This window comes from Nocardioides sp. P4_G4 (assembly GCF_056401085.1).
In genome coordinates this window covers 14,977-37,011 of record NZ_JBFUKA010000026.1, presented here as the reverse complement: position 1 = coordinate 37,011, position 22,035 = coordinate 14,977, and the positions used below count along the sequence as shown (strand labels likewise).

24 protein-coding genes are annotated in these 22,035 nt (G+C 73.0%); 9 read left to right on the top strand and 15 right to left on the bottom strand.

The window, feature by feature from the left end; translation table 11 throughout:
• Window positions 1–20: 20 nt before the first annotated feature.
• Together AC1DQF_RS08165 and ilvA are read left to right on the top strand one after the other, a co-directional pair.
• Window positions 21–1,418 carry an AI-2E family transporter gene (locus AC1DQF_RS08165; RefSeq protein WP_477524716.1) on the top strand — a complete coding sequence of 466 codons (1,398 nt, stop codon included), beginning with the start codon at window positions 21–23 and terminating at the stop codon, window positions 1,416–1,418.
• The gene (gene ilvA, locus AC1DQF_RS08160; RefSeq protein WP_477524715.1) at window positions 1,411–2,631 is read left to right on the top strand and encodes a threonine ammonia-lyase; all 1,221 of its coding nucleotides are present in this window, start codon (window positions 1,411–1,413) and stop codon (window positions 2,629–2,631) included. Before AC1DQF_RS08165 ends, ilvA begins: the two co-directional genes overlap by 8 nt.
• 127 nt (window positions 2,632–2,758) lie before the next feature.
• Here ilvA and greA read toward each other — a convergent pair whose 3' ends face one another.
• A complete protein-coding gene (gene greA, locus AC1DQF_RS08155) occupies window positions 2,759–3,256 on the bottom strand; it encodes a transcription elongation factor GreA (protein WP_477524714.1) in 498 nt (165 codons plus the stop codon).
• Window positions 3,257–3,493: 237 nt separating this feature from the next.
• Window positions 3,494–3,898, bottom strand: coding sequence for a DUF4307 domain-containing protein (locus AC1DQF_RS08150; RefSeq protein WP_477524713.1), 405 nt, complete (start codon window positions 3,896–3,898; stop codon window positions 3,494–3,496).
• 29 nt (window positions 3,899–3,927) lie between these two features.
• On the opposite strand from AC1DQF_RS08150, the gene mca reads away from it, so the two are divergent.
• Both mca and AC1DQF_RS08140 read left to right on the top strand, forming a co-directional pair.
• Window positions 3,928–4,851: a mycothiol conjugate amidase Mca gene (mca, locus tag AC1DQF_RS08145; RefSeq protein ID WP_477524712.1), complete on the top strand. Its 924-nt coding sequence runs from the start codon at window positions 3,928–3,930 to the stop codon at window positions 4,849–4,851.
• 37 nt (window positions 4,852–4,888) lie between these two features.
• Window positions 4,889–5,200 carry a hypothetical protein gene (locus AC1DQF_RS08140; RefSeq protein ID WP_477524711.1) on the top strand — a complete coding sequence of 104 codons (312 nt, stop codon included), beginning with the start codon at window positions 4,889–4,891 and terminating at the stop codon, window positions 5,198–5,200.
• A gap of 6 nt (window positions 5,201–5,206) precedes the next feature.
• Here the strand turns inward: AC1DQF_RS08140 and catC are convergent, their stop codons facing one another.
• The 8 genes from catC to AC1DQF_RS08100 form a co-directional block, all read right to left on the bottom strand.
• Window positions 5,207–5,488 carry a muconolactone Delta-isomerase gene (catC, locus tag AC1DQF_RS08135; protein ID WP_477524710.1) on the bottom strand — a complete coding sequence of 94 codons (282 nt, stop codon included), beginning with the start codon at window positions 5,486–5,488 and terminating at the stop codon, window positions 5,207–5,209.
• A 4-nt stretch (window positions 5,489–5,492) separates the two neighbouring features.
• Entirely contained in the window at window positions 5,493–6,365 is an 873-nt protein-coding gene (gene catA, locus AC1DQF_RS08130) for a catechol 1,2-dioxygenase (RefSeq protein ID WP_477524709.1), read from the bottom strand.
• A 103-nt stretch (window positions 6,366–6,468) separates the two neighbouring features.
• Window positions 6,469–7,569, bottom strand: coding sequence for a mandelate racemase/muconate lactonizing enzyme family protein (locus AC1DQF_RS08125; RefSeq protein WP_477524708.1), 1,101 nt, complete (start codon window positions 7,567–7,569; stop codon window positions 6,469–6,471).
• Entirely contained in the window at window positions 7,566–8,495 is a 930-nt protein-coding gene (locus AC1DQF_RS08120) for a LysR substrate-binding domain-containing protein (RefSeq protein ID WP_477524707.1), read from the bottom strand. The genes AC1DQF_RS08125 and AC1DQF_RS08120 overlap by 4 nt, the downstream gene beginning before the upstream one ends.
• A gap of 177 nt (window positions 8,496–8,672) precedes the next feature.
• On the bottom strand, window positions 8,673–9,314 hold the full coding sequence (locus AC1DQF_RS08115) for a CoA transferase subunit B (protein ID WP_477524706.1): 642 nt from the start codon (window positions 9,312–9,314) through the stop codon (window positions 8,673–8,675).
• A complete protein-coding gene (locus AC1DQF_RS08110; protein ID WP_477524705.1) occupies window positions 9,311–10,132 on the bottom strand; it encodes a CoA transferase subunit A in 822 nt (273 codons plus the stop codon). Before AC1DQF_RS08110 ends, AC1DQF_RS08115 begins: the two co-directional genes overlap by 4 nt.
• Window positions 10,129–10,923 carry a 3-oxoadipate enol-lactonase gene (gene pcaD / locus AC1DQF_RS08105; RefSeq protein WP_477524704.1) on the bottom strand — a complete coding sequence of 265 codons (795 nt, stop codon included), beginning with the start codon at window positions 10,921–10,923 and terminating at the stop codon, window positions 10,129–10,131. The genes AC1DQF_RS08110 and pcaD overlap by 4 nt, the downstream gene beginning before the upstream one ends.
• Window positions 10,923–12,137: an acetyl-CoA C-acetyltransferase gene (locus AC1DQF_RS08100; RefSeq protein ID WP_477524703.1), complete on the bottom strand. Its 1,215-nt coding sequence runs from the start codon at window positions 12,135–12,137 to the stop codon at window positions 10,923–10,925. Before AC1DQF_RS08100 ends, pcaD begins: the two co-directional genes overlap by 1 nt.
• A 77-nt stretch (window positions 12,138–12,214) precedes the next feature.
• On the opposite strand from AC1DQF_RS08100, the gene AC1DQF_RS08095 reads away from it, so the two are divergent.
• Window positions 12,215–13,120, top strand: coding sequence for a LysR family transcriptional regulator (locus AC1DQF_RS08095; RefSeq protein WP_477524702.1), 906 nt, complete (start codon window positions 12,215–12,217; stop codon window positions 13,118–13,120).
• A gap of 32 nt (window positions 13,121–13,152) precedes the next feature.
• On the opposite strand, the gene AC1DQF_RS08090 is transcribed toward AC1DQF_RS08095, so the two are convergent.
• Window positions 13,153–13,758 (bottom strand): class I SAM-dependent methyltransferase, encoded by a 606-nt coding sequence (locus tag AC1DQF_RS08090; RefSeq protein ID WP_477524701.1) that lies wholly within the window; start codon window positions 13,756–13,758, stop codon window positions 13,153–13,155.
• A 52-nt stretch (window positions 13,759–13,810) separates the two neighbouring features.
• Here AC1DQF_RS08090 and AC1DQF_RS08085 point away from each other — a divergent pair, with 52 nt between their 5' ends.
• On the top strand, window positions 13,811–14,242 hold the full coding sequence (locus AC1DQF_RS08085) for a rhodanese-like domain-containing protein (protein ID WP_477524700.1): 432 nt from the start codon (window positions 13,811–13,813) through the stop codon (window positions 14,240–14,242).
• 39 nt (window positions 14,243–14,281) lie between these two features.
• Here AC1DQF_RS08085 and AC1DQF_RS08080 read toward each other — a convergent pair whose 3' ends face one another.
• Entirely contained in the window at window positions 14,282–15,274 is a 993-nt protein-coding gene (locus AC1DQF_RS08080) for a YihY/virulence factor BrkB family protein (protein WP_477524699.1), read from the bottom strand.
• 128 nt (window positions 15,275–15,402) lie between these two features.
• Between AC1DQF_RS08080 and AC1DQF_RS08075 the strand changes: the two genes are divergently transcribed.
• The 3 genes from AC1DQF_RS08075 to AC1DQF_RS08065 are packed head-to-tail and all read left to right on the top strand — an operon-like array spanning window position 15,403 to window position 18,107.
• Complete coding sequence (locus AC1DQF_RS08075; protein WP_477524698.1) at window positions 15,403–16,758, top strand: ferredoxin reductase family protein; 1,356 nt, start codon at window positions 15,403–15,405, stop codon at window positions 16,756–16,758.
• Window positions 16,759–16,779: 21 nt separating this feature from the next.
• Window positions 16,780–17,334 carry an FMN-binding protein gene (locus AC1DQF_RS08070; RefSeq protein ID WP_477524697.1) on the top strand — a complete coding sequence of 185 codons (555 nt, stop codon included), beginning with the start codon at window positions 16,780–16,782 and terminating at the stop codon, window positions 17,332–17,334.
• 23 nt (window positions 17,335–17,357) lie between these two features.
• Complete coding sequence (locus AC1DQF_RS08065; protein WP_477524696.1) at window positions 17,358–18,107, top strand: FAD:protein FMN transferase; 750 nt, start codon at window positions 17,358–17,360, stop codon at window positions 18,105–18,107.
• A gap of 12 nt (window positions 18,108–18,119) precedes the next feature.
• Here the strand turns inward: AC1DQF_RS08065 and AC1DQF_RS08060 are convergent, their stop codons facing one another.
• From AC1DQF_RS08060 to AC1DQF_RS08050, 3 genes are all read right to left on the bottom strand, one after another.
• Complete coding sequence (locus AC1DQF_RS08060; RefSeq protein WP_477524695.1) at window positions 18,120–19,235, bottom strand: FUSC family protein; 1,116 nt, start codon at window positions 19,233–19,235, stop codon at window positions 18,120–18,122.
• Between the two features lie 283 nt (window positions 19,236–19,518).
• Window positions 19,519–20,451, bottom strand: coding sequence for a sulfite exporter TauE/SafE family protein (locus AC1DQF_RS08055; RefSeq protein ID WP_477524694.1), 933 nt, complete (start codon window positions 20,449–20,451; stop codon window positions 19,519–19,521).
• Complete coding sequence (locus tag AC1DQF_RS08050; protein WP_477524693.1) at window positions 20,448–21,842, bottom strand: rhodanese-like domain-containing protein; 1,395 nt, start codon at window positions 21,840–21,842, stop codon at window positions 20,448–20,450. The genes AC1DQF_RS08055 and AC1DQF_RS08050 overlap by 4 nt, the downstream gene beginning before the upstream one ends.
• Between the last annotated feature and the right edge of the window lie 193 nt (window positions 21,843–22,035).

The window sequence follows — 22,035 nt, the reverse complement described above, 5'->3', positions numbered from 1 at the left end:
CCCGTGAGGGAGACGATCCGGTGAGCCCGGAGGACGTGGGTCGGGCGGTGCCCGCCGACAGCGCGGGGGTGGACGACGACGGGAGTGGCAGCGAGGAGGACTCGCGCCGCGAGCGGTTGACCACCCAGCTGGTCCAGCAGTGGTCCAGCCTGCGGGCGGAGCGTCGTCCCGAGCCGATCGCCATCACGACCGGCAGCAGCAACTTCAGCCGCGCGCAGGTGCCGTGGGGCCTCGACCTCGCCGCCGCGTGGTCGTGGCGGCTCATCATCATCTCGGCGGCGGTGCTCGGCATCGCCTGGGTGCTCGCCTACCTCGCGGTCATCACGCTGCCGCTGGCCGTGGCCCTGCTGATCACCGCGCTCGTCGGTCCGGCCGTCGCCCGTCTGCAGTCGATCGGACTGCCACGACCGCTCGCGACCGGCGCGGTGATGATCGTGGGCATCGCCCTGGTGGTGATGCTCCTGGCGTACGTCGGGCAGCAGGTCGCCACCGGCGCCCAGGACCTCGCCGACTCCGTGGTCGAGGGGCTCGACCAGGTCCGCCAGTGGTTGCTGACCGGTCCGCTCAACCTGAGCGACAGCCAGCTCAACGGCTGGCTCGAGTCGGCGCAGCGCACCATCACCGAGCAGTCGCGCGCCGGCGGTGCGGTCACCCGGGTGACCGAGGTCGGCACCGTGCTGGGGCACGTGGTGGCGGGCTTCTTCATCATCCTGTTCGCCACGTACTTCTTCCTCGCCGACGGGAGCCGCATCTGGGCCTGGCTGGTGCGCCTCGCGCCCCGCGCCGCCCGCGAGCACGTCGACGGCTCCGGTCGGGTCGCGTGGATCTCGCTCACCCAGTTCGTCCGCGCCACCGTGCTGGTCGCGCTCGCCGACGCGATCGGCGTCATGGTGGTCGCCGCGATCCTCGGGGTGCCGTTCGTGCTCGCCATCGGCGTGCTCGTCTTCCTCGGCGCGTTCATCCCCATGGTCGGGGCCACCGTGGCCGGCCTGGTCGCCATCCTGGTCGCCCTCGTCGACCAGGGCCCGATCACCGCGCTGCTCATGCTGGGCGGGGTGATCCTGGTCCAGCAGATCGAGGGGCACATCCTCCAGCCGTTCCTGATGGGCCGCTTCGTCTCCCTGCACCCGCTCGGCGTCATCGTGGCGATCGGCTGCGGCGTGCTGGTGGCCGGGATCGCGGGCGCGCTGGTCGCCGTACCCCTCGCCGCCGCCGGCAACGCGGTCGTCAACCACCTCGCCCGGGACCGCGATCGGGAGGACTTCGAGTCGCCGGTGACCACCGACGACGAGGAGGAGGATCTCGAGGAGGGACTCGACCGTGAAGAGCACGACCACCACGAGCACGACCACCAGCAGCACGACGACCACGAGCACGACGACCACGAGCACGACACCGAAGGGCACCGCAGTGACTGACCAGCAGACGAGGCCGGTGACGCTCGGCGACATCGAGGAGGCCCGCGAGGTGCTCGCCGACATCGCGGTGCGCACCCCGATGGAGGAGTCGCGCTGGCTCTCCGCGCTGGCCGGCGGCCCGGTCAGCCTCAAGTGCGAGAACCTTCAGCGCACCGGCTCCTTCAAGATCCGTGGCGCCTACGTGCGCATCTCCCGGCTCTCGGCGCAGGAGCGTGAGCACGGAGTGGTGGCCGCGAGCGCCGGCAACCACGCGCAGGGCGTGGCCCTGGCCGCGACCACCCTGGGGATCGCCTCCACCGTCTTCATGCCCGAGGGGGCGCCGATCCCCAAGGAGAAGGCGACGCGCGGGTACGGCGCGGAGGTGCGCTTCCACGGCCGCTACCTGGAGGACGCCCTCGTCGAGGCGCGGCGCTTCGCCGAGGAGACCGGAGCGGTGCTCATCCACCCCTTCGACCACCGCGACATCGTCGCCGGGCAGGGCACCGCCGGCCTCGAGGTGCTCGAGCAGGAGCCCGACGTCCGCACCGTGCTGGTGCCGACCGGCGGCGGGGGACTGCTGGCCGGCATGGCCATCGCCATCAAGGCGATGCGCCCCGACGTCCGCGTGGTCGGCGTCCAGGCCGAGGGGGCTGCCGCGTTCCCGGGCTCCCTGCGGGCGGGCGCCCCGGTCCCGCTGGACACCATGACGACGATGGCCGACGGGATCGCGGTCGGGCGTCCGGGCGACATCACCTTCGCCGCCGTCCAGGAGCACTGCGACGACATCATCACGGTGTCGGAGGAGTCGCTGTCGCGCGCGCTGCTGGCCCTGGTGGAGCGGGCCAAGATGGTCGTGGAGCCGGCCGGTGCGGCCGCGGTCGCGGCGATCCTGGACGACCCGACCGCTTTCGAGACCCCGGCCGTGGCCGTGCTCTCGGGCGGCAACATCGATCCGCTGCTGCTGAGCAAGGTGATCCGCCACGGTCTCGTCGCGGCGGGCCGCTACCTCTACCTCCGGGTCGTCATCCCCGACCTGCCCGGCGGCCTGGCCGCCCTGCTGCACGAGGTCGGGGAGGCGGGCGCCAACGTGCTCGAGGTGGCCCACGAACGGATCTCGCCGCGCCTGACCCTCAACGAGGTCGAGGTGCTGATCCAGCTCGAGACCCGCGGCGTCGAGCACGCCGAGACCGTGATGGCGCGACTGCGCGCACGCGGCTACCGCGTCTACCCCTGACCGACCGCCCTGCCGGGGGAAGGCAGGAGGCCGGTCGGGCGGGGCCCGACCGGCCTCGTGGCTGGTCTCGTGCGGTCCTGCGTGGCAGCGCCACGTCAGGAGGTCTGCAGGTCAGGACGTCTGCAGGTCAGGAGCGGTAGGGCTCCGCGTCGAGGATCTCGACCGTGACGTCCTTGCCGTTGGGGGCCGAGTAGGTGACCGTGTCGCCCTTGGACTTGCCGTTGATCGCGGCGCCCATGGCGGACTGCGGCGAGTAGACGTCCAGCTTGTCGCCCTCCGCGAGGTTCTCGCGGGCACCGAGGAGGAACTTCTCCTCCTCCTCGAAGTCGGTGAGCCGGACGGTGACGACCATGCCGGGCTCGACGACGCCGTCGTTGGGCGGGGTCTCGCCGACCTCGGCGCGACGCAGCATGTCCTCGAGCTGACGGATGCGGGCCTCCTGCTTGCCCTGCTCGTCCTTGGCGGCGTGGTAGCCGCTGTTCTCCTTGAGGTCGCCCTCGTCGCGGGCGGCGGAGATCTTCTCGATGATCTCCTGGCGGCGGGGGCCCTTGAGGTCCGCGAGCTCGGCCTGCAGCTTGTCGAAGGCGTCCTGCGTGAGCCAGATGGTGCCGGCGTCCTGGGTCATGGCGGTGTACTCCTACGGTGTCGAATCTGCCTTCGGTGTCGGTCTGAAGAGCAGTGGTGGGTGCGACGATCCGCACCCGACGTGGGTGGTGGTGGTGCTGGTCTGCGTCCGTTCCGGGCGCTCGCGGCCGACGACGGGCCGGCGCTGCCGGTCGAGCAGTTCGGCCACAGTAGCAAGTGAAGGCTGGCTGCGCAGGTCGAGCGCACACCCCGGGGGAGGGGGGAGGGACCGGGATCGTCAGCGCGGACGCTGCTGGTCGGGCGTCGTGCAGCCGATCAGCTCGACGCTGGTGGCCCGTCGCTCGGTGCGCACCTCGACGTCGTTGCGCCCGTCGGTGGGCGTGAAGGCGAGCTCGCCCACGATGCTGTGGTCCTCGGCCAGCGCCCGCACCCGGCAGCTCGCGTCCGCCCCGTCGTCGAGGGCGACCTCCACCACGGCGGTGGCCGCGTGCTCGCCTGCGACGTCGTACGCGGCGAGCTCGGACTCGACGGTGGGGGTGCCGTGGGACCACGCCGCCCAGAGGACCCAGCCGACGAACACGGCGGCCAGGAGGGCGATCCCAGTGACCAGCGCGGGACGCCGCCAGGGCGCGGGCGCGCCGTACCGCTCGGAGAGATCGGTGGTCGACGGCCCTGGGTTCACGCCCCCAGCCTAGAAACTAGACTCCGACCATGCAGCAGCAGACCCCCCCGAGCCCCTCTGCACCGACCTCCGACCGGCCCCGCGCCGGCCTTCGTCTGATGCACGTGCACGCCCACCCCGACGACGAGTCCAGCAAGGGCGCCGCATCGACCGCGAAGTACGTCGCCGAGGGCGTGGACGTGCACGTGGCCACCTGCACGGGCGGCGAGCGCGGGTCGATCCTCAACCCGAAGATGGAGCGGCCCGACATCTTGGAGAACATCACCGAGGTGCGCCGCCAGGAGATGGAGCGGGCGCGCGACATCCTCGGGATCCGCCAGGACTGGCTGGGCTTCGTCGACTCCGGCTGGCCCGAGGGCGACCCCAAGCCCCCGCTTCCCGAGGGCTGCTTCGCGCTGGTGCCCGTGGAGGAGGCCGCCGAGCGCCTGGTGCGGCTGATCCGGTCGTTCCGACCGCACGTCGTCACGACGTACGACGAGAACGGCGGCTACCCGCACCCCGACCACATCCAGTGCCACCTGGTGAGCGTCGCGGCCTTCGAGGCTGCCGGCGACCCCGAGCGCTATCCCGACGCGGGGGAGCCGTGGYAGCCCTCCAAGCTCTACTACCACCACGGCTGGAGCTGGGCGAAGATCAACGCCCTGCACGAGGCGATGCTCGCCCACGACCTCGAGTCGCCCTACACCGAGCGCCTCGCGACCTGGGAGCGCGACCACGACTGGGACAACCGGATCACCACGAAGGTGCCGTGCGGGGACTTCTTCGGCGTGCGCGACCAGGCGCTGCTCGCGCACGCCACCCAGATCGACCCGGACGGCTTCTGGTTCGCCATCCCGCGCGAGATCCAGCAGCACACGTGGCCCACCGAGGACTACGAGCTCGTGGTGAGCCACGTCGACTCGCCGACCCCGGAGGACGACCTGTTCGCCGGCATCACCGTCGACGGGACCTGATGGTCCAGCGTCGGGGGGTCTGACGGATACTGGAGCCATGCTCGATCTGCTGCTGATCACCCTGACCGACAAGACGCCCGAGCCGGAGGACGTGAAGGCCGGCTGGACCGCCCTGATCATCTTCCTGCTGCTCGCGGTCGCGGTCGCCGTGCTCGGCTTCAGCCTCGTCAAGCAGCTGCGCAAGGCGCAGTCGGCCAAGGACGCCGGGGTGTACGGCGACGAGCCCGTCGACCGGACCGCGGCCACGTCCCCCGAGGACCGGTCCGACCCGGGCCCGGCCGGACCGGTCGCGCAGGCCGGCGACGAGCCGACCGCCCGCCCGGACGACGGGGTCGACCACCGCTCCTGAGCCGGGTCAGGCGTTGACGTCGCTGGGGTGCACGGCCAACGGCGTCACCGCGATGTCCATGTAGGGGAACAGCGGCAACCCCGACAGCAGGTCGTGGAGCGCGTCGTTGGACTCCACGTCGAGGATCGACACGTTGGCGTACTCGCCGACCACCCGCCACAGGTGGGGCCAGCGACCCGAGCGCTGCACCTCCTGGGCGTAGGCCTTCTCGCGGGCGACGAGGTCGGCCCTGACCTCCGGGTCCATGTCCAGGGGGAGCCGGACGTCCATCCGCACGTGGTACAGCACGCGATCAGCCCCGCACCGGGTCGAGGACGAAGCCGTACGCCACGGTGGCGCTGCCGTCGGCCTGCTGGTGGGGGTCCAGGACCAGCTCGGGCTTGACCGCCGAGGCGATGTCGTCGTCGTTGTGCTCGTCACCGGGGAAGTAGAGCTGCGCGGTGAGCAGCTCGTGACCGGGCGCGGACACCTTGACGTGCAGGTGCGCGGGACGCCAGGCGTGCCACCCGGCGGCCGCGATCAGCTTGCCGCAGGACCCGTCGGTGGGGATCTGGTAGGGCGCGGGCTGCACCGTGTGGATCTCGAAGGCGCCGTCCTCCCCGGTGGTGAAGGTGCCGCGCAGGTTCCACTCCGGGATGCCGGGGGCGAACTGGGAGTAGAAGCCGTCCGAGTCCGCGTGCCACAGCTCGACCCTGGCGCCACCGAGCGTCGAGCCGTCGGTGGAGGTGACCCGGCCGGTCCAGGTCAGCGGCGTGCCACCCTCGCCGTCGCGCATGGGGATGGTGCCGTCGGCGCCCTGCTCAGGGGCGTCGGGCACGTAGTAGGGACCCTCGATCGAGCCCTTGTTGCCCTCGCGGTGCTCGGTGTTGACGTCCTCGACGACGTGCTCCAGCCACACGTCGAGGAACAGCGGCCACTCGCCGTCCTCGCCGACGCCGATCATCCAGGCCTTGAGGGCGYTGAACTCGTCGTAGGTGACCTTGTGCTTGCGGACGGTGGCGTAGATGGCGTCGAGGACCTCGCGAGCCATGGCGTCGACGCGCTCGGCGGGGACGTCCCTGACGGCGGCGTACGGCGACTTGTCGGCGTGGAAGCGCTCGGTGGCGCTGGCGCCCGAGGCGGCCGCGGTCGCGGACTCGTGGACGGGGCTGCTGGTGCTGGTCATGGCGGTGCTCCTTGATCGGTGTGGGTGGCGGTGCAGGTGTCGGTGCGTCGAACGGGAGTGGTGCGTCGAACGGGGGTGGTGCTTCGAGCGGGAGTGGTGCCGGTCAGTCCTGGCGGTAGCGCGCGAGCTTGTCAGGGTCGAGGACGGCGCCGAGGCCGGGGCCGCCACGGACGACGAGCTCGCCACCACGGATCTCGAGCGGCTCGGCGAGCAGGTCGTCGGTCATGTCGAGGAAGTTGGAGAGCTCTCCGGCGCGCCGGGAGGTGAGCTCGAAGGCCGACCCGAACGCGAGCGAGCACAGCGACCCGAGCTGGCCGTCGATCTGGTTGCCCATGACCAGCTCGATGCCGAGACCCTCGGCGAGGTGGTGCACCCGGCGGCTGGTGGTGAAGCCGGTGCGGGCGGTCTTGATGCTGGCGGCGGTGGCCGATCCGCCGAGGACCTCCCGGGTCACCTCGGCCGGGGTCACGACGGACTCGTCGGCGATGAAGGGCACGTCGAGCTGCTGGACGAGCCAGCGCCGCCCGACCACGTCGTCGGCCGGACACAGCTCCTCGGCGAAGGTGAGTCCGAGGTCGGCCATCTCCCGCATGGCCCGGGCGGACTCGGAGGCCGACCAGCCGCGGTTGGCGTCGACGTACAGCTCGATCTCGTCGCCCAGGCCCTCGCGCAGCGCCCGGACCACGGCGGTGTCGAGGGTGTGCGGTCGGCGACCGACCTTCACCTTGAAGGTGGTGATGCCGTAGGTGTCGCGCATCCGCTCCGCCTCGGCGACCATCGCGGCGGGCTCGTCGAAGCCGAGCATGTGCGAGACGCGCATGCGGTCGGTGTAGCCGCCGAGGAGCTCGGTCACGCTGTAGCCCAGCGCCTGGCCCAGCGCGTCCCAGATGGCCATGTCCAGGGCGGACTTGGCGGTCGGGTTGCCGATGGTGCGGGACAGACGGGAGTGGATCTGCTCGCGCTCCATCACGTCGAGGCCGGTGACCTGCGGCGCGAAGATGCCCCCGATCACGGCGATGATCCCGGCCTGCGTCTCGCCGTACGTGAAGGGCCGCGGGGGCGCCTCCGCCACGCCGACGACGCCCTCGTCGGTGGTGACGCGCACCAGCACGTGCTCGGCGACGTGCACCTCGCCGCTGGCGAACCTGAGCGGCTTGGAGTAGGGGATGGCGAAGGGGATGGCTTCGACCTGGGTGATCTTCATCGGCGGGCCTCATCGACGGTGCTGGTGGCGTGGGGGGCTGGGGGTGTGTCGGTGCCGGCCCCGGCGATCGTCTCGACCACCGCGAGCACGGCCGCGTTGGTCTCCCCGGAGCGCCAGACCAGGGCGAGCTCGACGGTGGCCGCGTCCGTGACGTCGCGGAACACGACGCCGCTGAGGGGGGCGGCGCGCACCGAGGCCGGCACCAGGGCCACCCCGAGGTCGGCCGCGACGAGCGGCAGCAGCACGGAGATGCCGGCCGCCTCGTGCTCGCGGTGCGGGACGAAGCCGGCGTCGCGGCAGCTGCGGAGCACGGCGTCGTTGACCGCCGAGCTCGAGCCGGCGAAGAGGACGAAGGGCTCGGTGCGCAGGTCGGCCATCGAGATGACCGGCTCGGTGGCCAGCCGGTGGTCGGCCGCCACGGCCAGGACCAGTGCCTCGGACTCGATGACGCGGTGCTCGAGCCCGTCGCCGCTCATCGGGGGCCGCAGCACGCCGATGTCGAGGCGGCCCTCGTGCAGGCCCGCGACCTGGGACGGGGTCAGCAGGTCGGCGTGGATCTCCAGCGCGATCCCGGGCAGCTCGCGCTTGACGATGCGGGCCATCCGGGGGAGCTGGGTGTGGGCGGCGCTGCCGGTGAAGGCGATCCGGACCAGGCCCTGGCGGCCCTCGGCGATCCGGCGGACCCCGCGAACGCTGTCCTCGACGGCGGCCAGGATGCGGGCGGCCTCGACCTTCAGGAACTCGCCGGCCGGGGTGAGCCGCACCTGGCGGGTCGTCCGCACGAACAGCGGGGTGCCGAGCTCACCCTCGAGCTGTCGGATCGACTGGGACAGCGCGGGCTGGGCCATGTGGAGGCGCTCGGCCGCCCGGCCGAAGTGGCGGGTGTCCGCCACCGCGGCGAAGTAGCGCAGGTGCCGCAGCTCCATCGGTGCCTCCGGTTGCGTCGGTGTCAGGTCTGTGGGTGGCGTGACGAGGGCACGTGACGCTGCTCACGCGTGACCTCGATCGGTTCACGGTACGACCGACATTGGGCAACAACAAGGACCGATTTCATGCCGATTGAAAGGTTCAGCCAATCAATGGCGGGCCAGGTCAGGCCCCGGTCAGGCCCCGGTCGGGAGCAGGACGCGGCCGCCGGTGCGCTCGACGACCTCCTCGGCGGTGACCCCGGGGGCGAGGTCCACGAGGGTGAAGGCCTCGCCGGTGACGTCCAGGACGCCCAGGTCGGTGACGACCCTCGAGACGACCCCGCGGCCGGTGAGCGGGAGGTCGCAGGAGGCCACCAGCTTGGGCGCGCCGGCGCGGGTGGTGTGCTCCATCAGCACGATCACGCGCCGGGCGCCGCTGACCAGGTCCATCGCCCCGCCCATGCCCTTGACCATGGCGCCGGGCACCATCCAGTTGGCCAGGTCGCCGTTGACGGCGACCTGCATGCCGCCCAGCACGGCGGTGTCGACGTGGCCGCCGCGGATCATGGCGAAGCTGAGGGAGGAGTCGAAGTACGACGCCCCGGGCAGCACCGTGACCGTCTGCTTGCCGGCGTTGATGAGGTCGGGGTCGACCTCCTCGTCGTAGGGGAAGGGGCCGACCCCGAGGATGCCGTTCTCGGCGTGCAGGGTGACCGTCGACCCCTCCGGCAGGTGGCCGGGGATCATCGTGGGCAGCCCGATGCCGAGGTTGACGTACTCGCCCGGCTGCAGCTCGAGCGCCGCCCGGGCGGCCATCTCGTCGCGGGTCCAGCTCATGACGCGGTCTCCTCACGGGGGCGGGTGGTGGCGGGGGGGGGGTCCACGGGGGGCGGAGCCCCTCGTGTGGTGCGCTTCTCGATGTCCTTGCGGGCGGTCTGCTCGGGGGTCAGGGCGAGCACCCGCTGCACGAAGATGCCGGGCAGGTGGACCTCGTCGGGCCCGATCTCGCCGACCTCGACGACCTGCTCGGCCTCGACGATCGTCAGCCGCCCGGCCATCGCGGCGGCGGGGTTGAAGTTGCGGGTCGAGGCGTGGAAGACGCAGTTGCCAGCACGGTCGACGACCGCGGCCCGCACCAGGGCGACGTCGGTGACGATCGACTCCTCGAGGACCATCTCCGTGCCGTGGAAGGTGCGCACCTCCTTGGGTGGCGACTCGAGCACGACGTTGCCCTCGGTGTCGTAGCGCCACGGCAGGCCACCCTCGGCGACGAGGGTCCCGACGCCGGTCGGGGTGAAGAACGCGCCGATCCCGGAGCCCCCGGCCCGCAGCCGCTCGGCCAGCGTGCCCTGGGGGGTCAGCTCGACGGTCAGCTCGCCGGAGAGGTACTGGCGGCCGAACTCCTTGTTCTCCCCGACGTACGACGCGATGACGCGGCTGATGCGCCGCCGCTCCAGCAGCAGGCCGAGGCCGGCGCCGTCGACACCGCAGTTGTTGGACACGACGGTGAGGTCGTCGGCGCCCTGGTCGAGGAGGGCCTCGATAAGGAAGGTCGGGATGCCGGCCAGGCCGAAGCCGCCGACCGCGACGCTCGACCCGGACGGGATGTCGACGACCGCGTCGGCCGCGCTGGCGATGACCTTGTCGAGGCTCATGACGTCTGCTCCGTGTCTGTGTCCGAGGGTGTGAGGTGCTCGATGATCGCCGGGGTGATGGTCGCCGGCTGCTGGGCGTTGGCGAGGTGGGCCGAGTCCGGTACGACGAGCAGCCGTCCGTCCTGCACGCCCTCGGCGATGGCCTCGAGGTGCGGGGGCGGGGTGGCCGGGTCGTCGGCCCCGGCGATGGCCAGGGTCGGGGCGGCGATGGCGGCCAGGTCGGCGCGCAGGTCCATGGCCGCGATGACCTCGCAGCAGGAGGCGTAGCCCTCCGCGGGGGTCGCCGCGACGACCGCCTCGCTCGCGGCCCTGACCTCGGGGTGGGCCTCGAGGTAGGCCGGTGTGAACCAGCGCGCCACGACGGCCTCGGCGACGGCGGGGCTCCCGTGCTCGCGCACGGTCGCCGCGCGGTCGTGCCAGCCGCTGGACGGGGTCAGGTGGGCGCCGGTGCACAGCACCACCAGCCGGTCGACCCGCTCGGGGTTGCGGGCGGCCAGGCGCATGCCGGTCATCCCGCCGAGCGAGAGGCCGACGACGTGCGCCCGCTCGACACCGAGGGCGTCGAGCAGCCCGACGACGTCGTCGGCGAGGTCGTCGATGTCGTAGGGACCCTCCGGGACGGGGGAGCCGCCGTGACCGCGGGTGTCGTAGCGCACGACGCGGAAGTGACGGGCCAGCTCGTCGGCCTGCGCGTCCCACATGGACAGCGTGGAGCCCAGCGAGTTGGAGAGCACGACGACCGGGGCGTCCTCGGGTCCCGTCACGACGTGGTGGACGGCGACGGCCGACATCAGGCGACCCGCTCGAAGATCGCGGCGAGGCCCTGGCCGCCACCGATGCACATGGTCTCCAGCCCGTAGCGCGACTCGCGTCGCTGCAGCTCGTGGGCCATCGTGGCCAGGATGCGGGCGCCGGTGGCGCCGACCGGGTGGCCCAGCGAGATGCCGGAGCCCTGCGGGTTGAGCCGCTCGTCGGTCGGGTCGAGCTTCCACTCGCGCAGGCAGGCGAGCACCTGGGCGGCGAAGGCCTCGTTGAGCTCGATGAGGTCGATCTCGTCCAGGGTGAGCCCGGCCCGCTCGAGGGCGGCCGCGGTCGCGGGCACCGGACCGATGCCCATCACCTCGGGACCGACGCCGGCCACGGCCCACGACCGGAGAGCCAGCAGCGGGCGCAGCCCGCGTCGCTCGGCCTCCTCGCGGGTCGTGACGACGCACATGGCGGCGCCGTCGTTCTGTCCGCTCGCGTTGCCTGCGGTGACGGTCGACTCCGGGTCGAGCTTCATCCGCACCGGCCGCAGGGCGGCGAGCTGGTCGAGGGTGGTGTCGGGACGGGGGTGCTCGTCGCGGTCGACCACGACGTCGGGGGCGCCGCGGCGGCCGGGCACGGTGACCGGCACCAGCTCCTCGGCGAAGTGCCCCGCGTCGTGAGCGGCTCCGGCGCGCTGCTGGGAGCGCACGGAGAGCTCGTCCTGCTCCTCGCGGGTGATGCCGTACTCGCGGCGCAGGTTCTCGGCGGTCTCGAGCATGCCGCCCGGCACCGGGTGGTCCCGTCCGCCGGCGGTCTCCCGGGCCCGGACGAGCCGGTCCATCAGCTCGATGCCGCCGCTGCGGACACCGGTGCGCAGCCCCAGGGCGTAGTGCTCGACGTTGGACATCGACTCGACGCCGCCGGCCACGACGACCCTCGCAGCACCGGTGGCGACCTGCCCGGCGGCGTACAGGACCGCCTGGAGGCCGGAGCCGCAGCGGCGGTCGAGCTGGAGGCCGGGGACGCCGGTGCCGAGACCGGCGTCGAGGGCGGCGATCCGGCCGATGGCCGGGTTCTCACCGCTGGGGTAGCAGTTGCCCAGGACCACGTCGTCGACGTCGCCCTCCCCGAGACCGGTACGCCGCACCAGCTCGGCGAGCGTGGTCGAGGCGAGGTCGACGGCGCTCAGGGAGGAGAGTGCTCCGCCCCACCGGCCGACGGGGGTGCGTACGGGCTCACAGATCACGATGTCGGACATGGATCGACCGTAGGCGGTGTGACCAGTATCCGGAAGTATCTATTTCGCGACGACTGAGACTCTGCGAGTCTGGATGCATGGAGCTCCGTCATCTGCGCTACTTCCGGGCCGTCGCCGAGGAGCGGCACTTCGGCCGGGCCGCCACCCGGCTGCACATGGCACAGCCGCCCCTGTCGCAGCAGATCCGCCAGCTCGAGGACGAGCTCGGGGTCCGGCTGCTGCGCCGGACCACCCGACGCGTCGACCTCACGCCCGCCGGCGAGGCCTACCTCACCAGGGTCCGGGCCATCCTGACGGCCGTGGACGCCGCCGGCGAGGAGGCGCAGCGAATCGGCTCGGGCCTCGAGGGGCGGCTGGTGGTGGGCTGCGTCGGCTCCGCGACGTACTCGCTGCTGCCTGCGCTGGCCCGGGCCCTGCGCGACGAGCTCCCCGGCATCGACTACGCCTTCCGGGGCGAGATGCTCTCACCCGACCAGGTCGCGGCCCTGCGCGACGGCACCATCGACCTGGCGCTGCTGCGCCCCCTCGGGGACCCCGATGCCCACGCCGACCTCACGTGGCACGTGCTGCGCCGGGAGCGGTACGTCGTGGCGCTGCCGGAGGGCCACCGGCTGGCCGGCCGCACGCGACTGCGGATCGCGGACCTCCGCGACGAGGGCCTCGTCGTGCACTCCGGCGGCGGCCGCTCGGCCATGTACGACGCCGTGGTCGGCCTGTGTCGCGAGGCCGGCTTCGAGCCGACCGTCCGGCACGAGGTGGCGGAGACCTCGACGCTGGTGACCTTCGTGGCCGCGGGGCTCGGCGTGGCGATCGTCCCCGAACCCGTGGCCGAGCTGGGGGTGGCCGGGGCGACGTACCGACCGCTGGTGGGCAAGGCCCGGATGGAGCTGCTGGCGGTCACCCGGACGGACGACGACTCGGCGGCCCTGGCCCGCACCCTGGCGGTGCTGCGCACCCAGGTCACGGGTCCGACGGCACCTTGATCCCCTCTGGAGCGGCGGAGCCGCAGGTGTCGTCAGCAGCGGCGGAGTCGGAGGTGGCAGTCCCACGCGGTGCGCTCGGCCTCCGCGCCGTGACCGTCGGAGGCCGTGACGACACGGGCCACCCGCTCGGCCCGCTCCACGTCCACGGCGAGGCCGTCCAGGTCGGCGAGCAGGTCCTCGACGGTCATCAGCACGCGGGGGTCCTGCGGACCACCGGTGCCCTCGGCGAGGTTGGTGCTGTCGTGGCCCACCCAGAGCAGGGTGCCACCCGGTCGCAGCGACTCCACGAGGTGCCGCACCGCCGGACGCCGGGCGTCGGCGGGCACCTGGAAGTAGGCGACGACGGCGAGGTCGTACCCCTCGCCCCGCCACTGCGTGGCGTCGGCGCACACCCAGTCCACCGGGAGGTCGCCGGCGAGCCGCTGCCCCTTGTCGAGGGCCACCCGGGAGAAGTCGACGGCCGTGACGTCCCAGCCCAGCGAGGCCAGCCAGATCGCGTTGCGACCCTCGCCGCAGGCCAGGTCGACGGCCCGACCCGGCGGCAGGTCCGCGCACTCGGCCTCGACCTGCTGGTTCGGTCCCCGGGACCAGACCAGCTCGCTCGCGGCGTACCTCTCGTCCCAGTCGGCAGCATCCATGTGGCCCACGCTAGCCCTGCCGCTGGGGTCGCGCGTCTGTCATATTGGAGAGATGATCCGGTCCCTCCTCACAGCGCTGGCCATGCTCGCCGTGCTGGTGGGGTGCGGGTCCGACTCCTCGTCCGACTCGGCGTCCGAGTCCGCCTCGCAGCGCTCCGCCGACGCGGACGCCGGGGTCATCGCCCCGGAGGAGGCCAATGACCTCGTCCAGAACGGCGCGGTGCTCGTCGACGTGCGCAACCCCGACGAGTACGCCGCCGGGCACATCGATGGCGCGGTGTCCGTCCCCCTCGAGTCCGGTGACTTCGACACCGCCGCCGGCGCCCTGGACCCTGCCGAGGCCTATGTCCTGTACTGCGAGACCGGCCGCCGGGCCGGGGTCGCGCTGGAGCGGATGACAGCACTGGGCTTCGCCGACGTCGTCAACGCCGGCGGGATCGATGACCTCACCGACGTCGTCGGGCCGGTCGTCAAGGGCGACTGACCCGGGCGGGAGCACCCGCCCGGACCCGATGTCGCCGGCTCAGACGTCCCCTGGGCCCTCGTCCACGGTGCGCGCGTGCGGCCGACCGGGGTCGGCGATCGCCGGGAGGACCTCGCCGGCCCGCAGCGCCTCGAGCTGGGCGCACACCGCGGTGCCGTAGAACAGTGCGACCGAGGACAGCAGGGCCCACAGGAGCAGCGCGAAGACCCCGGCGAGCGGGCCGTACACGGTGCCGAACGAGCCGCTCAGCGACACGTAGAGCGCCAGGCCCACGGTCGCGAGCGCGCTGAGCACGACGGCGACGCCCGAGCCGAGGGCGAGCCAGGACAGCGCGGGCTGACGGCGCCGCGGTGCGTGGTCGAGCAGCACCGCGATGGTGAGCACGAGGAGGCCCAGCCCCACCGGCCAACGCAGCAGGTTCCACCACCGGACGGTGTCCGCCGACCACCCGTAGCTGTCGGCCATCGCCTCGCCGAAGGCGCCGCCGCCGACAATCATGAGGAAGCCGAGGCCGACGGGGCCGGCCAGCACCCCGGTCAGGACCGCCGCCCGGCCGTACTTGGCCAGCGCCGGTCGGTCGCGCCGGATGCCGTAGATCCGGTTGGCGCCCCGCTCGACCTGGGCCATCGCGGTCGTCATGGAGACCAGGGCGAAGCCGAGGCCGAAGACGAGCGCGACCTCGCCGGCCGCCTCCGCCTGGTCGGACTTCTCCACCGCGGTGGTGAGGGCGTCGCCCTCGCCCGCGCCGGGGGAGAGGGAGTCGACGACGTGGGCCACTACCTGGGCGGGCCGCTCCTCGTCGAGGTCGGCCGCGAGCCCGGTCAGCGCGAGCAGGAACGGCACGACCGCCAGGCACGCCTGGAGGGCGAGCGCGCGCGAGTTGGTGAACCCGTCGCCGTACCGGAAGCGGACGAAGGACTCGACGACGATCTTCCTCAGCCCGTGCTGGCGGGCCAGGTGCCAGGCGTCCATGGCATCGAGCTCGTCACCGTCCATCTCGGTCGTGACGGGGACGGTGCGGGCGGTCGTCATGGACGCACCCTATGGACGCATCCCGGGCTCGCCACCGCCGGGATCGGGACCGGGCGGACGCCAGACCCACAGCAACCTCACAGGTCCGACCCACCGGGTACCCAGCAAGGGGGCGGAGTGTGGCCACCATGACACCGAGCCGCGCCGCCTTCGACCTGGCCGTCCGCCGGGGAGCAACCGCCCTGCTGGCCGCCTCGCTGGTCCTCGTGACCTACTGGTGGATGGACGGCGGTGGGCTCGGCGACCTCGGCGGCTGGACGTCCGGCCTCATCTCCGTCGGCCGCTGGACCGGCCTGGTCGCCTCGGTGCTCCTGCTCGCGCAGGTCCTGCTGATGGCGAGGCTGCCCCTGCTGGAACGCGCGTTCGGGCAGGACCGCCTGACCCACGTGCACCGCACGGTCGGCTTCACCTCGTTCAACCTGATGCTGGCGCACGTCGTGCTCATCACCTGGGGGTACGCCGCCGGCTCGCTGCTGCGGTGGCCCGTCGAGCTGTGGGACCTCACCCGCACCTACCCCGCGATGCTGCTGGCCGACGCCGGCTTCGTCGCCCTGGTCCTGGTCGTGGTCACCAGCATCCGGGCGGCTCGCGCGAGACTGCGCTACGAGTCGTGGCACCTCATCCACCTCTACGCCTACCTCGGGGCCGGACTGGCCCTGCCGCACCAGCTGTGGACGGGGCAGGAGCTGGTCTCCTCGACCGGTCGCGCCATCTTCTGGTGGACCGCCTGGGGCGCCGCGACGGTCTCGGTGCTCGTATGGCGGGTGGCGCTGCCGGTGGTCCGCAACCTGCGGCACGGCCTGCGCGTCGAGGAGGTCGTCGAGGAGGAGCCCGGCGTCGTGTCGGTCGTCGTCACCGGCAAGCACCTGGACCGGTTGCCGGTGCAGGGCGGGCAGTGGATGAGCTGGCGGTTCCTGGGTCGCGACGGCTGGTCGCGGGCCAACCCCTACTCCCTGTCCGCGGCCCCCGACGGCCGACGACTGCGGATCACCGTTCAGTCCGTGGGTGACGGCAGTGGCTCGACGGCCACCCTGACCCGCGGCAGCCGGGTCCTCGTGGAGGGCCCCTACGGCCGCCTGAGCCCCCGCAGCCGGCACGGCGACAAGGTCGCGATGATCGGTGCTGGCGTGGGCTCGGCGCCCCTGGTCGCGCTGGCGGAGGAGCTCGCCCCTGCGGGCGACGTGGTGGTGCTCCACCGCGCGAGCGGGCCCGGCGCCTTCACCGAGGACCTGCGCCGCCTCGCGGCCCGCGGGGTGCGAGTCCTGCACCTGCCCGGGCGACGTCGGGGCCCCGACTCGTGGCTGGGTGATGCCCACGCCGGCCGCTTCACCGACCTGGCCGCCCTGCGCCACTGGGTGCCCGACATCGCGCACCGGGACGTCTACGTGTGCGGCCCCACGCCCTGGGCGGACCTGGTCGTCGCCGACCTGCGCCGCGCCGGCGTCCCCGAGACCCACATCCACGTCGAAGCGTTCGGCTGGTGACGAGATGAAGACGGTGACGAGATGAGACGGATCGCCCTGTGGTTCGCGAGCACGGTCGTGGTGCTGATGCTGCTCGCCGGCTACCACACCTCCTTCGCCGGCCCGCTGGCCACCACCAGCACGACCTCGGTCTACAGCGCCGGCGCGCTGGCCGACCCGTCCACCGCCGGCTCGTCCGCGGCACCGGCCGCGGGCTCCGCGCCGGGGTCCGGGAGCAGCTCGTCCGGGAGCACGGGCTCGTCCGGGAGCACGGGCTCCGGGTCCACCAGCTCCGGGTCCACCAGCAGCGGGTCGACCGCGAGCAGCACGGTCACCGGCGACACGGTCCAGACCCAGTGGGGTCCGGTGCAGGTCGCGGTCAGCGTGGCGGGCTCGAAGATCACCGGTGTCTCGGTGCTGCAGTACCCGGACAGCAACGGCACCGACGCCCAGATCAACGGCTACGCCCTKCCGATCCTGGTCGACGAGACCATGAGCGCCCAGAGCGCCAACATCGACATGGTGAGCGGGGCGACGTACACCAGCAACGGCTACCAGCAGTCACTGCAGAGCGCGCTCGACCGGGCGGGGCTGTGAGCGCGGCCCGTACGGCGCCGCCCGTGCCCGTGTGGCGCGACGTCGTGCAGGTGATGGGGCTGCCCGTCAGCGTGGCCCTGCGAGGCAGGCACGCCGGCGACGAGGTCTCCCGGGCGGCCTGGGGACGGGTGCAGGACGACCTGCGTTCGGCCGACGCGATGTTCAGCCGCTACCGCGAGGACTCGTGGGTGAGCCGGCACAACGCGGGGCTGGTCAGCGTGGCGGACGCACCGCCGGAGGTGCGCGAAGTCCTGGCGCTGGCGGAGGAGGCGCGCGTCGCCTCGGGCGGCGCCTTCGACGTCCGGCGCCCCGGAGCCGACGGGCGCACGACCCTCGACACGGACGGGGTGGTGAAGGGCTGGGCGGTGCAGCGGGCGGGGCGCCACCTGACGGCGCTCCCGGGCACCGACGCGTGCCTCGGCGGGGGCGGCGACCTCGTGTGCTGGACCGCGGAGCCCGACGGCGACCCGTGGCGGATCGGGATCGAGGACCCGCACGACCCCACGGCGCTGGTCGCCCGGGTGCCGTGCCGGCGAGGGGCGGTCGCCACCTCCGGCTCCGCCCACCGTGGTGAGCACGTCGTGGACGCGCGCACCGGACGGCCGCCGTCCGGCATCGCCGCGGTCACGGTGGTGGCCCCCGACCTCGTGGCGGCCGACATCGACGCCACCGCGGCCTTCGCGCGCGGGCCCGGTGCCCTCACCTGGCTGCGGACCCGACCCGGTCGCGGCGGGCTGGTCGTCTGGGCGGACGGCCGTACCGAGCTCGTCTGAGGTCGGGCGCAGTCAGGCCGTCGTGGCCGCCCGGGGACCGCCGGGGACCCGCAACGGCAGCCGGTTGCCCCCGATCGGGTTGGCCTCCGCGACCACGTCCATCGAGTCGATGATGTTGCGCAGGTTGATGATCAGCGCGCCGTAGACCGGCCACTCGGCCGAGCGCTCCGTCTCGCGCATGCCCTCGGTGAAGTCGTTGAGCCGCTCACGCACCACGTGCAGGGCGTCGGGGTCGGCCGCGGCGGCGGCCCGTCCCGTGTCGCCCAGCATCTCGATCCACGGGACCGCGAAGTCGTCGCCCCAGGTCTCCTTGTGGGCCGACTGGCCACCGAGCGTGCGGGCCAGGCTGCGGGTCTCCGCCACGGACTGCTCCATGCGGCGCAGCAGCCCGTGCCACTGCTCGGGGTTCTTCATCTGGCGCGCGGAGCGGCGCGGGTTCATCCGGGCGCTCTCCTGCGCCTGGCGCACCAGCGCCCACGCCTGGTCCACCTCGCGGTCGAGGTCCCGGCTCCGGTCGATCCACCCGGTGACGTCCTCGTCCTGGCACCCGTCCCCGAGGCCGCCGGACATGTCGGCGAGGAGCTCGCCGATCCGGTCGTCGATGCGGTCCAGGGCTTTGGCGGCCGTGTGCCGGCGCAGCGGCGGCCACACGATCACGTTGACCAGCAGCCCGACGGCGACGCCGATGGCGGTGTCGAGCAGCCGGGAGATGAGCATCACGTCGCTCTCGAACCCGGTGGTGAGCACCACGAGCCCGGTGGTGGCGATGGTGGTGGCCTCGGCCCCGAGCCACGGGACGGCGCCCAGCAGGAGGGCCACCACGAGGAGCAGGGTGATGGCGCCCGTGGTGAGCCCGAAGGACTCGCCGACGACGGTGGCCAGCAGCACCGCGACCACCGTCGCCGCCACCTGCTGGGTGCCCTTGGAGAACGTGCGGTAGACGGTCGCGTGCACCACCAGCAGCGCCGACCACGGGGCCAGGAACGGCTGCGGCAGGTCCAGCACGCTGGCCGCCACCACCCAGGCTGTGACGGCGGCCAGCACCGTCTTCAGCAGCTGCAGGACGTCGTTCCACCAGATCGGGTCGCTGATCCGCTCGTCGATCCGTTCCCTCAACTTCGTGCTCATCCGGTCGACACTACGGACAACCTGCGATCGGGAGCGGATCGCCGATCGCCCCCACCACCCGGGCGGGTGACCGGCCGCTGCCGGAGGGTGGACCTGCTCGCACTGGGTGTGGGTTCGGTGCCACCAGGTGACACCGAACCCACAGTGAAGGGTCCGGGCGGGCCGGACATGATGCCCGGATCAGGGGGTCAGGCGCGGCCGAAGAGCTTCGACAGGAAGCCGCCGGACTCGCGCTCGGCCTTCGGATGGCCGGGGCAGCGGTCGTCGCGGGGGACGCCGGCCATCACCTGGTTGACGTGCTGGCCGCAACCGGCCCAGGTGGTCTTGCCGCAGGTCTTGCAGCGGACTGCTCGGCACATGGTGTGCTCCGTTCTGTGAGGGGTTCTCGGGTGGTGAGGGCGGGGAGGGCCTGGACGGCGGTGTACGCCGCGACGGCGAGGACGAGCCCGGTGAACGCGGCCGACAGCCGACGCGTGTCGACCCGGTCGGCGACGCGGGCGCCGACGACGGCCACCATGGCGGCAGCCGTGGTGAGCGCGACGACGGGCCACCAGTCGGGGGCCACGCCGCTGCCGGCCCGGGCCAGGAGCGCCACGCCGCTGGTCAGGGTGATGACGACGAGCGAGGTGCCGGCGGCGTACTCCATCGGCAGGCTGAGCGCCACCAGCAGGGCGGGCACGACCAGGAAGCCGCCACCCACGCCGAGGAAGCCGGTGAGCAGCCCGACCGCCGTCGCGGTGACGACCACCTTGAGGGCCCGCGGGCACTGGCAGGCGAAGGTCGGGCTGAAGGTGATGATCGGGTCGTCCAGCCCCGGGCGCCGGGCCGACCGCTCGGCGGGGTCGGCGCGACGGCCGCGCCACTGCCGGACGGCGAGCAGGGTGCCGACCGCCAGCATCAGCACCGCGAACGCGCCGAGCAGCATCGTCTCGGGGACGGCGGCCGACGCCCGGGCCCCGGCGATCGCGCCGCCGGTCGCGACCAGGCCGAAGGCGACACCGCGGGCGAGCAGGACGTTGCCGGCCCGGTACGCCGCGACGGCGCCGACGAGCGAGGTGACCCCGACCACCACCAGCGAGCCGGTGGTGGCCTGCGCGGGGCTCTGCCCGAGTGCGTAGACGAGCACCGGGACGGCCAGGATGGAGCCGCCACCGCCGAGCGCGCCCAGGCTGAGCCCGATGAGCGCGCCCGCGACGAGGGCGAGGGCGAGGGTCACGCGTCGGGCCCCACCAGGTGGAGTCCGACCTGCTCGGCGTTGTCGAACGAGTCGTCGATGGCGACGAGCGAGCGTCCGGCGGCGTCGAGCATCGAGGCAGCGACGGAGGCACGGTAGCCCCCGGCGCAGTGCACCCAGACCTCGCCCGCGGGCACCTCCGCGAGGCGGTCCCAGAGCTCGTGGAGCGGGATGTTGACAGCCCCGTCGATGCGGGCGGCGTCGTGCTCGTCGGCTCGGCGCACGTCCAGGACGACCACCTCGCGGTGGTGACGGACCTGGGCCAGGTCGGCGAAGGTCGCTGTGGCGAACGAGCTCAGCTCGCGGTCACTCCAGTCCTCCGGCTTCCCGGTGGCGCGGGCCGCCGGGCGGTCGATCCCGATCCGGGCCAGCTCGCGCTGGGCCTCGGCGACGTCCTCGACGGTCTCGCCGAGCAGGGTGATCGGGGTGCCCCATGCGACCAACCAGCCGAGGTACGTCGCGAAGCCGCCGTCCAGGCCGAAGTTGAGGGTTCCGGCCACGTGGCCGGCCGCGAACGCCGTACGGCTGCGCAGGTCCACGACCCACTCGCCGGCCTCGATGCGGCGCCGCAGCTCGGCGGCGTCGGCGACCGCGGGCGGGGTGAGGTCGGGCTCGGACGGACCGGCGGCGTTGGCCGGTGCCATGTGCGCGTAGTAGGCCGGCCACGGGCCGAGGCCGGCCAGCAGCTCGTCGACGTAGGCCTGCTCGTCCTGGGTCAGGACGGGATTGGCCTGCTTCTCACGACCGATGGTCGACGAGGTCGCGTCGGACCGGGTGGCACCGGACCTGGTGGTGGAGCAGAAGGATCCGAAGCCGTGGGTCGGGAAGACGCCCGCGTCGTCGGGCAGCAGGTCGGCCAGCCGGTGGGCGGAGGCGTGCTGGTGGCGCACCAGGTCGTGGGTGTGCTCGGGACCGAGGAGGTCCGGGCGCCCGGTGGCGCCGTACAGCAGGGAGCCACCGGAGAAGACGCCGACCGAGTGGTCGAGTCCCGCGTCGGTGTCCGTCAGGGCGTAGGAGAGGTGGGTGAACGTGTGGCCGGGGGTTGCCAGCGCGGTGACGCGTATCCGTCCACCCACCTCGACGACCTGTCCGTCCGCCACGGGGGTGCGGGTGAAGGACACGTCGTCCTCGCCGTTGACGAGGTACTGGGCACCGGTGCGCTGCGCGAGGGCGAAGCCGCCGGTGACGTAGTCGTTGTGGATGTGGGTCTCGAAGACGTGGGTGAGGCGTACGTCGTGCTGGTCGAGCAGGGCGAGGACCCGGTCGATGTCGCGCTGCGGGTCGACCACGAAGGCGACCTCGCCGTCGTGCACGAGGTAGCTGCGGTCGCCGAGCGTGGGGGTCTCGATCGGGACGACGGTGAGGCTCGACATCACAGACCCACCCCGACCGAGCGACCCGACTCGAGCCAGGCGCGCGTGCCACCGGCCACGGACACGGCGTCGAAGCCGGACGCGACGAGGAGGTCGGTCATCGCCTTCGAGCGGTTGCCCGAGGCGCAGATGACGTGAACCCGTCACGCCGGCCTCGCGCTCGGCGGCGTACTGCCCGACGGAGATCTCAGGA

Coding starts and splice junctions, on each gene's coding strand:
- AC1DQF_RS08115 (WP_477524706.1), bottom strand. CDS start 9,314: ATGAGCTGGACCCGCGACGAGATGGCCGCCCGGGCGGCGCTCGAGCTG.
- AC1DQF_RS08080 (WP_477524699.1), bottom strand. CDS start 15,274: ATGACGACCGCCCGCACCGTCCCCGTCACGACCGAGATGGACGGTGAC.
- AC1DQF_RS08060 (WP_477524695.1), bottom strand. CDS start 19,235: ATGAGCACGAAGTTGAGGGAACGGATCGACGAGCGGATCAGCGACCCG.
- pcaD (WP_477524704.1), bottom strand. CDS start 10,923: ATGTCGGCCGTCGCCGTCCACCACGTCGTGACGGGACCCGAGGACGCC.
- AC1DQF_RS08125 (WP_477524708.1), bottom strand. CDS start 7,569: ATGAAGATCACCCAGGTCGAAGCCATCCCCTTCGCCATCCCCTACTCC.
- AC1DQF_RS08090 (WP_477524701.1), bottom strand. CDS start 13,758: ATGGATGCTGCCGACTGGGACGAGAGGTACGCCGCGAGCGAGCTGGTC.
- AC1DQF_RS08050 (WP_477524693.1), bottom strand. CDS start 21,842: ATGTCGAGCCTCACCGTCGTCCCGATCGAGACCCCCACGCTCGGCGAC.
- AC1DQF_RS08140 (WP_477524711.1), top strand. CDS start 4,889: ATGCTCGATCTGCTGCTGATCACCCTGACCGACAAGACGCCCGAGCCG.
- AC1DQF_RS08095 (WP_477524702.1), top strand. CDS start 12,215: ATGGAGCTCCGTCATCTGCGCTACTTCCGGGCCGTCGCCGAGGAGCGG.
- AC1DQF_RS08120 (WP_477524707.1), bottom strand. CDS start 8,495: ATGGAGCTGCGGCACCTGCGCTACTTCGCCGCGGTGGCGGACACCCGC.
- AC1DQF_RS08110 (WP_477524705.1), bottom strand. CDS start 10,132: ATGAGCCTCGACAAGGTCATCGCCAGCGCGGCCGACGCGGTCGTCGAC.
- AC1DQF_RS08075 (WP_477524698.1), top strand. CDS start 15,403: ATGACACCGAGCCGCGCCGCCTTCGACCTGGCCGTCCGCCGGGGAGCA.
- AC1DQF_RS08100 (WP_477524703.1), bottom strand. CDS start 12,137: ATGTCCGACATCGTGATCTGTGAGCCCGTACGCACCCCCGTCGGCCGG.
- AC1DQF_RS08085 (WP_477524700.1), top strand. CDS start 13,811: ATGATCCGGTCCCTCCTCACAGCGCTGGCCATGCTCGCCGTGCTGGTG.
- greA (WP_477524714.1), bottom strand. CDS start 3,256: ATGACCCAGGACGCCGGCACCATCTGGCTCACGCAGGACGCCTTCGAC.